General features: G+C 60.3%; 12 protein-coding genes. 2 read left to right on the top strand and 10 right to left on the bottom strand.

The window, feature by feature from the left end; translation table 11 throughout:
• The first annotated feature begins 66 nt into the window (after positions 1–66).
• Positions 67–294 (top strand): DUF3107 domain-containing protein, encoded by a 228-nt coding sequence (locus DDD63_RS04620; RefSeq protein ID WP_108715382.1) that lies wholly within the window; start codon positions 67–69, stop codon positions 292–294.
• Positions 295–708: 414 nt separating this feature from the next.
• Here DDD63_RS04620 and DDD63_RS04615 read toward each other — a convergent pair whose 3' ends face one another.
• From DDD63_RS04615 to DDD63_RS04600, 4 genes are all read right to left on the bottom strand, one after another.
• Positions 709–2,703, bottom strand: a complete 1,995-nt coding sequence (locus DDD63_RS04615; protein WP_108715381.1) for a DUF2334 domain-containing protein — start codon at positions 2,701–2,703, stop codon at positions 709–711.
• A gap of 135 nt (positions 2,704–2,838) precedes the next feature.
• Positions 2,839–3,978: a UDP-N-acetylglucosamine 2-epimerase (non-hydrolyzing) gene (gene wecB / locus DDD63_RS04610; RefSeq protein ID WP_108716652.1), complete on the bottom strand. Its 1,140-nt coding sequence runs from the start codon at positions 3,976–3,978 to the stop codon at positions 2,839–2,841.
• Positions 3,979–4,189: 211 nt separating this feature from the next.
• The gene (locus tag DDD63_RS04605; RefSeq protein WP_125482437.1) at positions 4,190–4,870 is read right to left on the bottom strand and encodes a hypothetical protein; all 681 of its coding nucleotides are present in this window, start codon (positions 4,868–4,870) and stop codon (positions 4,190–4,192) included.
• On the bottom strand, positions 4,867–6,258 hold the full coding sequence (locus DDD63_RS04600) for a glycosyltransferase family 2 protein (RefSeq protein WP_240611430.1): 1,392 nt from the start codon (positions 6,256–6,258) through the stop codon (positions 4,867–4,869). Before DDD63_RS04600 ends, DDD63_RS04605 begins: the two co-directional genes overlap by 4 nt.
• 680 nt (positions 6,259–6,938) lie before the next feature.
• Between DDD63_RS04600 and DDD63_RS04590 the strand changes: the two genes are divergently transcribed.
• Positions 6,939–8,552, top strand: a complete 1,614-nt coding sequence (locus tag DDD63_RS04590; RefSeq protein ID WP_108715378.1) for a DEAD/DEAH box helicase — start codon at positions 6,939–6,941, stop codon at positions 8,550–8,552.
• Between the two features lie 97 nt (positions 8,553–8,649).
• Here DDD63_RS04590 and DDD63_RS04585 read toward each other — a convergent pair whose 3' ends face one another.
• Genes DDD63_RS04585 through DDD63_RS04560 form a run of 6 tightly spaced genes read right to left on the bottom strand, consistent with a single transcriptional unit; the run spans position 8,650 to position 14,057 of the window.
• Entirely contained in the window at positions 8,650–9,264 is a 615-nt protein-coding gene (locus DDD63_RS04585; protein ID WP_108715377.1) for a MarC family protein, read from the bottom strand.
• The gene (locus DDD63_RS04580; RefSeq protein ID WP_108715376.1) at positions 9,261–10,103 is read right to left on the bottom strand and encodes a PHP domain-containing protein; all 843 of its coding nucleotides are present in this window, start codon (positions 10,101–10,103) and stop codon (positions 9,261–9,263) included. The genes DDD63_RS04585 and DDD63_RS04580 overlap by 4 nt, the downstream gene beginning before the upstream one ends.
• Positions 10,104–10,136: 33 nt before the next feature.
• A complete protein-coding gene (locus DDD63_RS04575) occupies positions 10,137–10,895 on the bottom strand; it encodes an ATP-binding cassette domain-containing protein (protein ID WP_108715375.1) in 759 nt (252 codons plus the stop codon).
• Entirely contained in the window at positions 10,892–12,043 is a 1,152-nt protein-coding gene (locus tag DDD63_RS04570; protein WP_205647325.1) for an iron chelate uptake ABC transporter family permease subunit, read from the bottom strand. The genes DDD63_RS04575 and DDD63_RS04570 overlap by 4 nt, the downstream gene beginning before the upstream one ends.
• Positions 12,040–13,038, bottom strand: a complete 999-nt coding sequence (locus DDD63_RS04565) for an iron chelate uptake ABC transporter family permease subunit (RefSeq protein ID WP_205647324.1) — start codon at positions 13,036–13,038, stop codon at positions 12,040–12,042. Before DDD63_RS04565 ends, DDD63_RS04570 begins: the two co-directional genes overlap by 4 nt.
• Positions 13,035–14,057, bottom strand: a complete 1,023-nt coding sequence (locus tag DDD63_RS04560) for an ABC transporter substrate-binding protein (RefSeq protein WP_108715374.1) — start codon at positions 14,055–14,057, stop codon at positions 13,035–13,037. Before DDD63_RS04560 ends, DDD63_RS04565 begins: the two co-directional genes overlap by 4 nt.
• Positions 14,058–14,219 lie beyond the last annotated feature (162 nt).

Below are 14,219 nucleotides of genomic sequence, written 5' to 3'. Positions count from 1 at the left end.
GATCCGGGCCTACGCCCGACAAACGCAGACTACTATATCCTGGAAGTCCGGGGGATCGAGGAACCTATGGAAGTCAATATCGGCATTCGTAACGTCACACGCGAGGTTTCCGTTGACGTTGAAAACTCCGCCGGTGAGGTCGAAGCCGCCGTCGCCACCGCAATTGAGAACGGAACACCGTTGCGGCTGTCAGATTCGCACGGTCGGGTGGTTGTGGTCCCCGCCGATGCCATCGGCTACGTTGAGATTGCCGCCAATGAAAGCCGTCGCGTCGGATTCGGCTTCACCGGCTGAGACTCGGCCGGGAGGCAGGCAACGCGGGGCAGGCAAGGCGGGGCAGGCAGAGCCATGACAGGCGACGCAGCAGCAAGTTCCTGGCGTCCCTTTCCTAGCATCTCTACTACGGCGGGTAGAGAACCATGACGGTAGGCGATCATAGCCGCAAAATCTGCCCTTCGCCGCCTGAGCCCTCACCGGCGCACATAACTCCGTGCAGCAGAAAGCAGAAGGGCGGGCGCTGCTCGCTCGCTCTTCCTACTGCCGACGCCGCACCAGCGGCACGCATTCGCGGTACAGCCACCCCTCTGTCACGTGTGAGTACACTCCAGCTAGACGAATCCGCGAGTCCGGTAGGCGGACACCACTGTGCCATTCGCCCACCGGACTCGGCCGCTCCTCAGCTCGGTCACGCGACTCTGTAGACCTCGGCTAGTTCAACTCGGTAGCCGGAACAAAGGTGTATCCCAGGCCTTGTATGCCCTCTACCGCCGTCTGCAGCTCCGCCACCGGATAGCCAGGATGGAAGAAGAAACTGGCATTGCCCTGGTCGACAACTAGATTCGCCCGAGCGTTCTCCACCAGGTCCTGCCCGGTGCGCGCCGCATGGTTGTTATATTCCTCCGGTTCAAAGTTGCCGAGATTTTCGGGAAGAATCTTCGTGCCGTAAATGTCGGTCACCGTGTAGGGGAAGAACTGACCGAAATGACCCGCCGCGCCACTCATGGCCTTGTTGAGCTGGCCGGGGAAGAACAGTTCGCGTTCATACCGCGTGTTGTACACCTGTCCAATCCCCTGGTAACTGGCGGCGGTAGCGGCATAATGCGGCGTCTCCCAAATCTGCACCTCGCCCAGACCGGCTTCGGTCAATGCCGTTTGCCCGATCAATGCGCGCTCGCTCGCCCATGCTGCACTGTCGTCGGGCAGGGCACCCACCAGTTGCACCCACGAGTTCTCCTGGCAGGCCACCGCACCCCCGCTGCCGTCGGCCGTGTCGGTGCAGTAGGAGCGGTAGAACTCGAAGTCGTCGGTACTCACCGCGTCGTAGGGATTATTAAGCGTGCCGTATTGATGCGTCGTGCCGTGTTGGATCACCGTTCCACCGTGTTTCTGCGCGTATTGGATCACCGCTAGCACCTCTTGGTTGTCCGCGAAAGTCAACGCCTCCGGCACACCGTTGTTATACACGCCGGTGGGGTCGACATAGTACGGCACCACCGCCATCTGGAATGGCACACCCGCACCGACGAGGTAATCAACGAGCTCCTCCAATTCCTCGGCGTCCGTTCCCGGGCTAATATCCTCGATGCGAATAGCCGCCGTCTTTTCCGTGACAACACCGGGAGCAAGAAGCTGACAGAGCAAGTCGGAGAACGCCAGGTATCGATCCGTTTCACTCATATAGGACAGCGGGATCTCGCCAATATAGGTCAGATTTCCGGAGCGGATCGCCCAGGGGAAGGAACTGCCGGTGGTCTGGGCGATTGGCGCACAGTCCTGAACTGTCACTCCGTCGCTGGTGCAGGTGGCAGTACCGAGCACTGTGACGGCATCTTCGTCGGTTACATGCGGCGCAATAATGCCGCCCGAATTGGCGGTGTCGCGAGTCAGGACCTGGTCATCATACGTAATCGAGGCGACGACATCACTCGAATCGATGTACGACGTCGCGGCGTCCCATCCATATCGAGAGGCGAACGCGGCGCGATTCTCATCGGTGGCGGCCAACTCCCAGATGTTGAAACCGGCCCACAGCACCGGAACGTCTCCAGTGAGAACATCGGAGACGAATGCCTCCGGAAGCGGCTCATCGTAGGTGGATCCAAGGTACACAACGCCGTCGTAACGGCCCGCTAGCCCCGCGGTGTAGTCCGCCACCGGTACAGCCGTCACCAGACCAAAATGCGTGGCGAGGGTACTCGTACCAATCGCGTAGCTCTCAGCCAACTGCGCATAGTCACCGGTTGAGTCATACAGTACGAGCGCGTGCGCGGCTCCCTCCGCGTCACCGAAGGTCACCGCAGAGTCGGGCACCGGCGTGTCACTGGCGGCGAGATCGCGGATCGGTGCGGGCGTGTATGACGTATCAATATCGCTCGCGAGGTCGACCTCCGCACCGCTCGCCTCCAATGGCAGTACGTTCTGGGCGGCGGCAAGGGGTTCCTCAGGCGATTCGAGCGGATTATCTGTGACCAGAGTCGACTCGGACGTCCCCTCCTCCGCTTCCTGCGCCCCTTCGAGCGCACCGGTGGGATCCAGATCGGGCGCCGTGACATTCATCGTCGGCACATCCAGAAGATCACCATTGGTATCACCGGTGTCTCGCTCACCGGCCATCGCCGGTGTTGCCAAGACCAGAGCGGCGCACAGTGCGGCGCTTGTCAGGGCAAATGGTGTTTTGTGCGCACTCACACGCATCTTTCGCATTCGTTTCTTTCCTCTCTATCAGCGCGCGTACCTTCGAGCACACGCACCGAGACGTCCGAGCAACCCGTGAGTTCGGCGGCCGGTTGTCAGCCCAGGAGCATCTTGAACTCGGACAATTCCCGACTCGGATGGGGCTCAGCGTCCGGGGGCAAAGTCCGGCTCCGCTTCCCCGCGTCCGAAATAGTGCGCGGCAGCAGCGAGAATACGCTGACTTGCACGCCCGTCTCCATAGGGATTGACGGCATGCGCCATTGCCGCGTAGGCATCGCGATCACGCAGCAGCGTATTGATTTCAGAGGCAATTCGTTCAGGCCCGGTGCCGATCAACTTCGCGACGCCGAACTCAATCGCCTCCGGCCGTTCGGTGTTGTCGCGCAGCACGAGTACCGGCTTGGAAAGAGCCGGCGCTTCCTCCTGGATACCCCCGGAATCGGTCACCACGAGCTCCGCCCGGTTCATTACCGTGCAGAAGGCACCGTATTCAAGCGGTTCCGTGACAAGAACATTGTCGATCTTCTCGACGACGGGTAGAAGCGCACCTCGTACAATCGGGTTGCGGTGCACCGGCAGGATGAAGGTCGTCTCCGGGTTTGCGTGAGCCGCCGTTGCTATGCCTCGGGCAATGCCTATCATCGGTTCCCCCCATGACTCGCGTCGATGTGCGGTCACCAACACGAGGCGACGTTCCCGATCCGCGACAAGCGCATCAAGAACAGAGTCATCGGACGGCAACGGACGCTGCACCGCCAAATGGAGAGCATCGATCACCGTATTTCCGGTAACATGCATCTGCATGGGGCTGACATTCTCCCGCAGCAGATTCTCCCGCGAGCCCGCCGTCGGCGGGAAATGAATTGACGAGATCTGTCCGAGTAGACGCCGGTTACCCTCCTCGGGGAACGGAGAACGCAAGTTACCGGTACGCAGCCCAGCCTCGACATGAAAGAGCGGGATATTGCGATAGAAGGCAGCCAATCCGGCCGCAAAAGCGGACGTTGTGTCGCCCTGAACCATCACCGCATCCGGTGCGAGCGAGTCAAGTACGCCGCCAACCCCTTCCAGAGTTCCAGTTGTCACCTGTGTCAAGGTCTGACCGGGCCGATGAATACCGAGATCACTATCAGGAGTAATGCCAAAGAAGGCGTTAACCTGATCTAACATCTCACGGTGCTGTCCCGTAACCACACATATTGGTTCGAATTGCGGGCTCTTGTCCATCGCCAGAGCCAGAGGCGCCATCTTAATCGCCTCGGGGCGGGTGCCGTACACCAGCATGACGCGCAGCGGGGTTGCGGATACCTGTCGTTCGGCAGTACCCCGTACAGCGGTATCTTCCGCTCTTTCCATTGTCCTTTCCTTTGTTATGCCAGTACCCGCTTGTGCGCCCAATAACGAGTACAGGGCCAATGCGTTGCCTGCCCTGGTCTCCACCGCCGCATTTGCCGCCCCCGCAACGGTGACACATCAATTTACCGTTCCTTAATAGCTACCTTTCCGGAGCTGTTTCCGACGTTGAGTAGGTGGCCCATATGTCCGAGAAGGTGACATCCGCATCCTCCGCGTACAGTGCGACGACACCTAGCGAATACGGACGTTCCGTGTCACTGATCCTGGTGATCTTCTTGCCATCCACCCGGACTGTGAAATCTCCATCCTTCCCGTTACCAGTTATCACGATCGTGTGCGTGGTACCGATCTTGAAAGAGGGATCTTCCCCCGTCGCAAGAAAACGCTGCCCGCCCTCATACTGCGGGTCGCGTTTCGTTATCTCCCACCCGTTCGGTTTGAGAAGTAGCGCGTAGAAGTGCTGCGGATCCTCGTAACCCCATACGAACCAACCCACCTCCCACGAATTCGCGTCGCCCTGCCGTAGCTGTTTGTTCGTGGTGACCTTCGCTCCAATGGCGCGTGGATCCGAATTCGCGGTGCCGATGGCGCCATTTTCCACTAGAAGCGCCGAATGCGTCTCGTCATCATGCGTGGCGGGGGCAGGCACAAGATGGATAGTCCCGCTCTCGCATGTCACCCTACCGTAGCCGTCGTAGACGACGCCCCAGCCCGGACACCTATCAGGAACTGAACGAAACACCACGATTCCTATCGTGCATCCCACTAACGCCGCCAGTAATGTCGCGATAATCTGATAACGCCCACCGCGTCGCTTCACGCCGGATGAACCTTAATTTCAGCACCCGTCCCGACGATGGCTTCATGCGACTCCGACTCACGCTTGGTCTTCTGCCAGCCGGTATACCCGAACACCATCCGCAGCATGGCCCACCATCCCACGATATAACCAAGCATGCTATAGAGAACATAGAGATGAGAATAGAGCAGTCCGCGAAAGAAACCGAAGCCGTTCTTCTTCTCGACTCTCCAGTACCGAATGCCATAGATCAGAGCCGGTCCGAAAGCGAGCACGTACGCAAGTAGCAACCACATCCAGTTCCGTTCCCCGCCCTCGGAACCGGCAAGTACGACTGCGACCAATGCGACGACGAAGGACGCGGTCAACAGCGATGTGGCAAGTACCAGGTAGGGTGACAGCATCTGGTATAGGGAGTCGGTCCGGGTTCTGCCGTGCTGCTCGCGCACGGTATGCCCAATCAGGCGGCTGGCTTGCAGGTTGCCCTGGAACCAGCGAGCTCGTTGACGTACCAAGCGCCGCAGTCGGGTCACACCCTGTTGGTGCACAACGGCCTCGGCGGAGAACTCATTCGTCCAGCCACTGGCGTTCAGCCGAATTCCCAGGTCGAAGTCCTCGGTCAATGAATCCGACCACGGCCGCTCGCCCAGAGAGTTGAGGGCAGACAGCCGCACAAATTGGCCATTGCCACCCATCCCTACACTGCCCAGATGCCGCCTCCCCTTCTGGAAGATCTCCGTGAAGATGACGAATTCCATGTCCTGCATACGTGCAAGCAAGGAATGGAACCGGTTGTTGATCCGTACGCCGAGTTGCACAGCTCCAACCTTCGGATCCAAGAATGCCAACCGCGCTGTTGTAATGCCCTCCGGATCGAGTCGTCCATCCGCATCGACGACGCCGACGACGACGCCCTCGGCGGGCTGGTCGCGGTAGCGTCGGCGAACGTGGCGTAGGGCATCGTTGAGAGCATCGCCCTTGCCGCGTCGGGCGAATGGGGGGATCCGATGCAACACAGTGACGCGCGGATCCTGAATCGAATCCAGCACCGCTGCGGTTGTGTCATCTGAAGCATCGTCAATTACCACGATATCGAGCTGGCGTGTCGGTATGGCGAGAAGGCGGCGGATACTCGCCTCAATGACAGTCGCCTCGTTCAGACAGGGAACGAGGACCACCATGGTGGGATATCCCATCTGATCAGCATTCTCCAGGCCATCGATCATGCGGAGCGCCGCCTCGTGCGCCCTGCGGCGTGACCGCGGGGCTCGGTAGGAGAAAAAGAGAAGCGTCATGCCGTAGGCGATGGCCGTGCCGATCATCGCGACCGCGCCCCACCATCCGATGGTGTCAATCACACTGCTCGACCCACCCGCCGCGAGCCGTATCACGCCTTGTGCGTGCATCATCACTCGCACACCTCAGGCGGCGGGCGGAGCCCAGATGGAGGGGACAGCTGAGTCTTGGTACCCGTAGGCCGTGGACGGCCGCCTACCACTCACTCCGTTTAGGGACGCTCGGATGTCGTGCAGGCGCCCGATTGTATCCAGCACGATCAGGAGTGCAGCAAGGAGCAGAAAAAGTATGCCCGCAACGTTGAAGCAAGTCCGAGCCACAGAGCCAAGCCCCGTACTCAAAGGAAGAACCTTGGCTGCCGCAAGAAGACCCAAGCCGGGCATGATTGGCGAATAGTGCATGATCCCACCGTCCTGGAATAACGATTTTCTATGGATTTATGCGGTGTTTTTCTCGACGTGTTGGGAGAATTAACGAGAAGCAATACTACAAGGCGATTTCTCCGACGGCAAGACAATCGCATGGGTATCAATACCCATTGCGCGAAGAAAAAACACAGGTTACAATCCGACGCCTTGAGCGAGATCTGTGCCTTACCTGAGTATCAGCAGCAGTAGCGATGCGACTCGGACGACATATCGCCCGCCACGTACCGTTTATCCCTCCGAAACCTTAAGATGGACAGCGAAAAAGAATCGAGGGCTGACCGATCGTCACGTGTCATGAATTGTTTTCTCGCGATCGGCTGCCGCAGCAGCGAAGCCATCGGCTTCGTGCGAGAAAGGAAAACTGCATGAGTTCCAGCTCGGGCGTCATCGACTCCTCAGCTGCTCGGGTACCGGCCGCGAACGAGCCGCGCGCAGAGATCAGCGGAACGTCTACCGCGACCGAAACCGCCTCTTTTGCCGAACTGGGCGTATCCCAGGTGATCGTCGAGGCGCTCGCCGACAAAGGCATTGTTTCCCCCTTCCCCATTCAGGCCTTGACGCTACCGGTTGCGCTTCGGCGTGCCGACATCATCGGTCAGGCGAAGACGGGCACAGGTAAGACGCTCGGCTTCGGCATTCCCATGATTGAGAACACCAGCGGCCCCGGAGAAGAGGGATGGGAGAAAATCCCGCAATCAGAACGTGGCAAACCGCAGGGCCTCGTAGTGCTGCCCACTCGCGAACTGGCCAAGCAAGTCGCCGGTGAACTCTCCGACGCGGCTGCGCGGCGCTCCGTGCGGATTGTAGAACTCTACGGCGGACGCGCATACGAACCACAGCAGGTCGCTCTGCTCGAGGGCGCAGAAATCGTTGTCGGCACACCGGGGAGAATCATCGACCTCATGCGACATCGCGTCCTCAATCTCTCGCGAGTGCGAACCCTCGTACTCGACGAGGCCGATGAGATGCTCGACCTCGGTTTCCTGGAAGACGTGGAAACAATCCTCTCTGCCACGCCCGGCAACCGCCACACAATGCTTTTCTCAGCGACGATGCCGGCACCGGTTGTTGCCATGGCGCGCCGGTACATGGATAGGCCCACGCATATTCACGTGCAGGATCCCGAGGACACCAGTGCCACCGTCAAGGACACGCGGCAAGTGGTGTATCGATGCCACGCCTTGAATAAGGTGGAGGTCGTCGCGCGAATCCTGCAGGCGGAAGATCGCGGCCTGACGATTATCTTCACCCGGACGAAACGCGCCGCTGCCAAACTCGCCGACGATCTTACCGAGCGCGGCTTCGCCGCCGGTGCACTGCATGGCGATCTCGGGCAGGGCGCGCGCGAACAGGCACTGCGTGCCTTCCGCAATGGCAAGGTAGATGTTCTTGTCGCCACCGACGTCGCAGCACGCGGTATTGATGTTGATAACGTCACCCACGTCATCAACTATCAGTGCCCCGAGGACGAAAAGACCTATATTCACCGCATTGGCCGAACGGGGCGCGCCGGCCATTCCGGAACGGCCGTCACCTTCGTGGATTGGGAGGATCTTCCGCGCTGGGCGGTAATCAATCGCCTTCTGAATCTGGGGCAAGCCGACCCCGTCGAGACTTACCACACCTCGGACCACCTGTACTCCGACCTAGGAATCCCTCGTGACGTCGGCGGAAAGCTACCCACGTCAAAGCGGGTGCGCGCCGGGTTGGATGCGGAATACATTGAGGATCTTGGTGGACCGGGAGCGGGGCGCGGCCGGAATGCAGCCAAACGGGGACGTTCCCGCGCGACGCGGAGCTCCGGTGAACGGGAAAGCAGAAAATCATCGCGGGCACGGCAACGCCGCAGAACGAAGACCACCGACAGCTCCATCCAGCGGCAGGCGCAGCCGCGTTCCGCCATTGAGGATAATCCGCAGGCGGCACCCCGCCGCGAACGCAAGCGTCGCCGTATTCATCGTTCCCAGGACGGAGAGTGATCTAGTACAGCGAGTGCCTCTGCGACGGGTGATCTCTGCTACGACAAGCGGCCCGAGGCGGCGGTGGGGACTCCTCTACGGCGTCTACGGCATTCCCCTACGCGGCAGCAACGATGGTCAACACCGCGTCGATCATCAGTTGTGTGGCAATGGCCGCCAGGAGCATGCCCGAGATACGCACCAGGAACATCGTGCCACCTTCCCCCAGCAGTCGATGTAACGGATTGCCGAAGTACATGGTGACCCACTCAACGAGGTGCACCAAAACCATCGCCACGACAACCGCCCATATACCGCCGCTCGTCTTTCCCGACTGTTGGGCGGCCATCATCACCGCCACAATTGAGCCAGGACCGGCCAGCAACGGCACCCCCAGCGGCACGAGGGCAACGTTAACCGATCCGGGTTCGCCCGGATCGTCCTCGTGCCCCGTCAACAGCTGAAGTGCCACAAGTAGCAGAAGCAACCCACCGGAGAGCTGGACCGCTTCCACGGAGAGATGAAGTACGTCGAGAATGTAGTTGCCGAAGAGGCCGAACACGGACAGGACGACGAATGAGGTCATCGTCGCCTGCCAGGCGGCGGTTCTGCGTTCGCGCGGCGTCATCCGCGAGGTCAGGGCGATGAACACCGGGAGATTACCGAAGGGGTCCGCGATGACGAACAGGGTGGTGAACGTTGAGACGAACAGCGTCACGTCGAATCCGGTCACGGATGTATAACCTCCAGCAGACAGCGCTCGGTTAGAGCTTCGATAACCGCTGGCGATGTAGTACGTTCGCCCAGACGGTTGGGCTTGCCCGCACCATGGTAGTCACTCGCGCCGAATCGCGCGAGGTGGAGGTGACGCACCATCTGCTCCAGCTGCGGAATCGATTCCGCCGTGTTGTCACGGTGATCAATCTCCACCCCGAATAGTCCCGCCTGCGCCAGCTCGTCGAATGCCTCCCAGGGCACTACTCTTCCCCGTCCCGGTGCCCGCGGATGCGCGAATACCGTCTCTCCCCCAGCGTTTTTCACCCAGCGGATCACATCGGTGGCGGCTGGAGCATAGTGCGGCACGTAGTAGGGAGAACGAGGATTAAGGAACCTGTCAAAGGCCTCCGCACGGCTACTCACCACGCCACGCGCCACCAGGGCATCGGCGATATGCGGCCTGCCGATGGTCGCATTGCCGCTGACCTGCGCTACAACGTCTTCCCAACTAACGGGGACGTCCTCCGCTAGGCGCTCCACCATCGCCCGAGCACGTCCCACCCGTGATTCACGCACTCTCCGGCAGTGCTGCCTGATGTCGGCGTCGGCGTCGTCGAAAAGAAGCCCGAGGATGTGTATAGAGATACCGTGATAACGCGCGGAAAACTCCATGCCGCGCAGCAGGCCGACACCGGTGCGCAGCACGGCGGCAGCCGCTTCGCTCCAACCCGCAGTAGTGTCGTGGTCCGTCAAACCGACCATATCAAGTGCGGCGTGGCGTGCGCGCATCATGAGCTGCGCCGGTGTCTCGGTGCCATCAGAGGCGGTGGAGTGCGTGTGTGGATCAATGCGCATACTCCAGGGTACGGCACCACGGGGCCGGGGCGCCTAACGGTAGTACATGGCCAGGCGCATGCCGTCAATATCGTGCACCTCTGCATCGATGCCGTAGATCTCGGCCAGCTGCTCCGGATTGACGACGTCGTCGGGCGCGCCGTCCGCCACCACACGGCCGTCCTTCATCGCCACGATACGGTCGGAGTAGGCGGAGGCGATATTGATGTCGTGCACGACAATCAGAACCGTACGGTCAAGTTCACCGGCTACTTTCCGCAAAGCGTTCATCATGTCAACCGAATGTTTCAGATCCAGGTTGTTCAACGGTTCATCCAGGAGTAAGTAGTCGGTCTCCTGCGCCAGAACCATGGCGACGAAGGCGCGCTGCCTCTCACCACCGGATAGCTGCTCGAGGAAGCGTCCCGCCAGATGCTCGAGGTTCATCTGGTGCATGGCGAGAGCCACCGCCTCCCGGTCTTCGCCGGTGAGGCGCCCACGCGAGTACGGGTAGCGCCCGAATTCGACCAGTTCGCGTACACGCAGCCGAGCGGTGATGGTGTTGACCTGTCGCAGAATTGCCAAATGACGCGCCACCCGCATGGAGTCCAGGGAGCGGATGTCCCGTCCGTCCAGCTCCACCCTCCCCGTGTCCGGCGTCACGAGCCGAGATGCCATGTGAAGAAGTGTTGACTTCCCGGCACCATTGGCACCTATTAGCGAGGTAATGCCACCGGTGGGAAAAGCAAGCGATACGTTATCCACGACTGCCAGCCCACCATACTTCTTCGTCAGACCGTGCAGGCGGATCATGAGAGCCTCTTTCTGTGCGACAGGATAAGAAGGATGAAGACGATGCCTCCGACGAACTCGATAACACCGGAGAGCACACCATTCATCCCCAGTTCGAATTCAAGGATGGCCTGCCCGCCAACTAGGCAGATCACGGCGATGCAAGCGGCGGCGGGCAGAACCCAGGTATGCCTGGCGCTACCGGTGAGGCGGTACGCCAAAGCGGAGACGAGAAGGCCGAAGAAGGTGACCGGTCCTACCAATGCCGTCGCTGTCGCCACCAGAACAGCGACGTCGACGAGGATGCCGAAGAGCGCCCGCCGGTAGGGCAGGCCGAGCGATATCGCGTGCTCACGCCCCAGTGTCAGCACGTCCAGGACACGCGAGCGCCGTAGCAGGTCGCACCCCAGGGCACAGATGATAATGGTAGACACGCCCAGCAGGCGGGAGTCGACTGACCCGAACGAGGCGAAGAGCTGCGCCTGTAATACGGTCAGCGAGTTCGGTTCCATAATCGACTGCAAAAGCGTGGAAACAGACCGAAGCATGGTTCCCAGCACGATCCCGATGAGAATCATCAGTTGGATGGGCCGCCGCATCATGGAGGTGAACAGCGCTACAGCGAACACCACCATTATCCCGCCGGACAGAGCGAACTGCGCCAGTACTCCCACATGCTGCGTATAGGCGGTGCCAAACAAGAAGATAATTGTTGTCTGCACCACCGCATACAGGGCGTCGAAGCCCATGATGGATGGGGTGAGAATACGGTTCTCGGCAATTGTTTGAAAGGCAACCGTGGAGATGGATACGGCCACGCCCACCAGAACAAGCGCTGCCACTCGCGTGGCTCTCATGCGCAGGACGAGAAGGTTCAGATTGCCCAGATCCAGACCGGCCAAGAAGAAGATAGTTACACAGGCAAGCGCGCAACACACCATTATGGTCAGGCGCACGGCCGGTTTGCACAGGTAATAGGCCGGGCGATGACGCCGTGACCGGGTATGCTCACTGCTGTGCCGCGTGTCGAGCGGTGCCGCGCGCTTTGTGAGCCGAACGCGCCGCAAGGGCGATTCTTGCTGTCTGCGCGACGACTCCCCCTCCAATACCCGAGCAGTGCGCGGTTGCGGTTCCTTCTGTTTGCGCGGGGACACCCTGCGCTCGCTCATATGCGCTCCTCGCTACGCAGGAGAAGCACGATGAACAACACGCCGCCGACGACCCCGACGACGACGCCGATGGGAATCTCCGCAGGAGCCACAACTGTACGCGCGAAAATGTCGCAAAGTAGAAGGAATGCCGCACCTGCTAAAGCCACCCACGGCAATGACCTTCGCAGACGATCACCGACGAACCGACTGACAATATTGGGAACGACCAGCCCCAGGAAGGGCAGCGAGCCACAGGTCACTACCACCACCGCAGACACCAGCGACACGGCTCCTATTCCGGTGGCTAGTGTGCGCCGGTAGTTAAGCCCCAAGGAAGAGCTGAGACCTTCTCCCAGTCCGGCAATGGTCAAGCGGTCGGCGGCAACATATGCGTAAACAAGTGCCACCGCCGCTAGCAGCAGCGTCTCCCAGCGTCCCTCGATAATCCCCGTGAAACGGCCGACCGTCCATTGCGTTAACGATGGCAGTAGATCGAGCCGGTAGGCGAGTACCGATGCGACGGCGCTTATGATGCCGGAGAAGATCAGGCCGATCAGTGGCGGCAAAATGGCGTCATGCAGCGGTATGCGGCGCAGGATCAACAGGTAGAGCCCGGTGCCAACCATCGCCCCAATAAGAGCCAGACTGAGTCGCCCAAGCACGGGCATCTGTGGCACCAACACTGCAGCGAGAAGCAAGCCCAGGGCGGCAGACTCGCTCGTACCCGTTGTGGAAGGCTCGACAAAGCGATTACGCACAAGTAGCTGCATAATCACTCCGGCTACCGAGAGCGACGCACCGGCCAGGACAATCGCAGCGGTACGTGGCACACGTGAACCAAGCAGGACGTGGAGCTGCTCGTCGCTTATCTGCCCCGTCACGACATCGCCGAGGCGCAAATCAGCATTGCCGGTGGCGAGCGATACGACGACCAACACACCGAACCCAGCCGCCGCAATCAGGCGCAACGGCTGGGTCCGATGCCGAATATGAGCATTATCCGCAGCGGTCACAGGCTTGCGGAGAGCTCATCCAACATCGCCGGGAAATTCGATGCACCCTGCATGACCAGATACCAGCGTTCCGGCGTAACGTAGGTGATCGTGTCGTTTTGTGCAGCAGAAGTACCGTTGACGAAATCGTTGTTTAGGACCTCTTGCGCGGACGTCGCTTCGCCGCCATCGCGAGAACCGACGACGGCGTCACGGTCCAACACCCAGATGTAATCGGGGTTTGCCTGCGCAATGGTCTCGAAGGAGACCTCGGCGCCGTGGCTGTCGTCGGCTTGCGCGGTGTCGGCGTCGCTCAAGGCGTACTCCACACCGGTGAGGTCATAGACGTATCCGAAACGCGAGCCCGGACCGAATGCAGTCACATTTCCGCCGGTGACCAGCAGGAACACACCAGTCTTTCCTTCAATTCCGGCATCTTCGGCAGCCTGCTGAAGCTCGGAAACCTTGTCGTCAATCGCGGTGGTCAGCTTGGTGGCCTGGTCACCCATGCCCACCGACTCGGCAACAATCTCGATATCGCGCTTGACGCCTTCGACGTAGTCCGAATAATCGAGTGTGGCATCGACAGTGGTGAAGTTCTGGGAAAGATCGTCGTACATGGAGGACGTACGTCCGCCGGTAATCACGAGATCCGGACCCACCGTGGCGATGGTTTCCACATCCGGTTCCACAATGGTGCCGAGATCGGTGTAGTCGTCACTGTCGTAATCGGATAGGAACGACGGCACTGTTGATGATCGCGGCAGTGCGGTCACGCCTTCAAAACCCAGAGTGTCAAGGGTGTCAAGAGCTCCGAAGTCGAGAACGGCGACGTTCTCCGGCTGGCTCTCGATGGTCGTTTCACCGGCGCTGTGGGTCACGGTGACCGGAAACGCTTCAGCGGCGTCCTGCGGCGTGGTTGTCTGATCGGTGGCGGCGGATGTTGTTGTCTCCGAGGTATTCGAGTCCGAACTTGAGCACCCAGCAAGGGCAAGTGCCACGACTGCTGGAAGTGCGAGTAGCGAGTGTGTGCGGCGCATAGGCCTCTCCTTATTTCTGGTATGCGAGCGACGCAAAGGCGTCACGACTGACTACGTCCGTGAGGGCTCGTCAGCCTTACCTTACTGCTGTTCAGGGCGTGTGGACAAGACCTGTCTCATCATGAGGTGAACCACTTCTTCTCCCCCGTGAGCTCGCGGTTA

Source organism: Actinobaculum sp. 313 (assembly GCF_003073475.1).
In the GTDB taxonomy this organism is placed as follows: Bacteria; Actinomycetota; Actinomycetes; order Actinomycetales; family Actinomycetaceae; genus Asp313.
This window is presented reverse-complemented; position numbering and strand designations above follow the sequence as displayed.

Bases quoted from the DNA above. Each gene is read 5' to 3' on its own strand.
- DDD63_RS04620 (WP_108715382.1), top strand. From the start codon at position 67: ATGGAAGTCAATATCGGCATTCGTAACGTCACACGCGAGGTTTCCGTT.
- DDD63_RS04615 (WP_108715381.1), bottom strand. From the start codon at position 2,703: ATGCGAAAGATGCGTGTGAGTGCGCACAAAACACCATTTGCCCTGACA.
- wecB (WP_108716652.1), bottom strand. From the start codon at position 3,978: ATGCTGGTGTACGGCACCCGCCCCGAGGCGATTAAGATGGCGCCTCTG.
- DDD63_RS04600 (WP_240611430.1), bottom strand. From the start codon at position 6,258: ATGATGCACGCACAAGGCGTGATACGGCTCGCGGCGGGTGGGTCGAGC.
- DDD63_RS04590 (WP_108715378.1), top strand. From the start codon at position 6,939: ATGAGTTCCAGCTCGGGCGTCATCGACTCCTCAGCTGCTCGGGTACCG.
- DDD63_RS04580 (WP_108715376.1), bottom strand. From the start codon at position 10,103: ATGCGCATTGATCCACACACGCACTCCACCGCCTCTGATGGCACCGAG.
- DDD63_RS04575 (WP_108715375.1), bottom strand. From the start codon at position 10,895: ATGATCCGCCTGCACGGTCTGACGAAGAAGTATGGTGGGCTGGCAGTC.
- DDD63_RS04570 (WP_205647325.1), bottom strand. From the start codon at position 12,043: ATGAGCGAGCGCAGGGTGTCCCCGCGCAAACAGAAGGAACCGCAACCG.
- DDD63_RS04560 (WP_108715374.1), bottom strand. From the start codon at position 14,057: ATGCGCCGCACACACTCGCTACTCGCACTTCCAGCAGTCGTGGCACTT.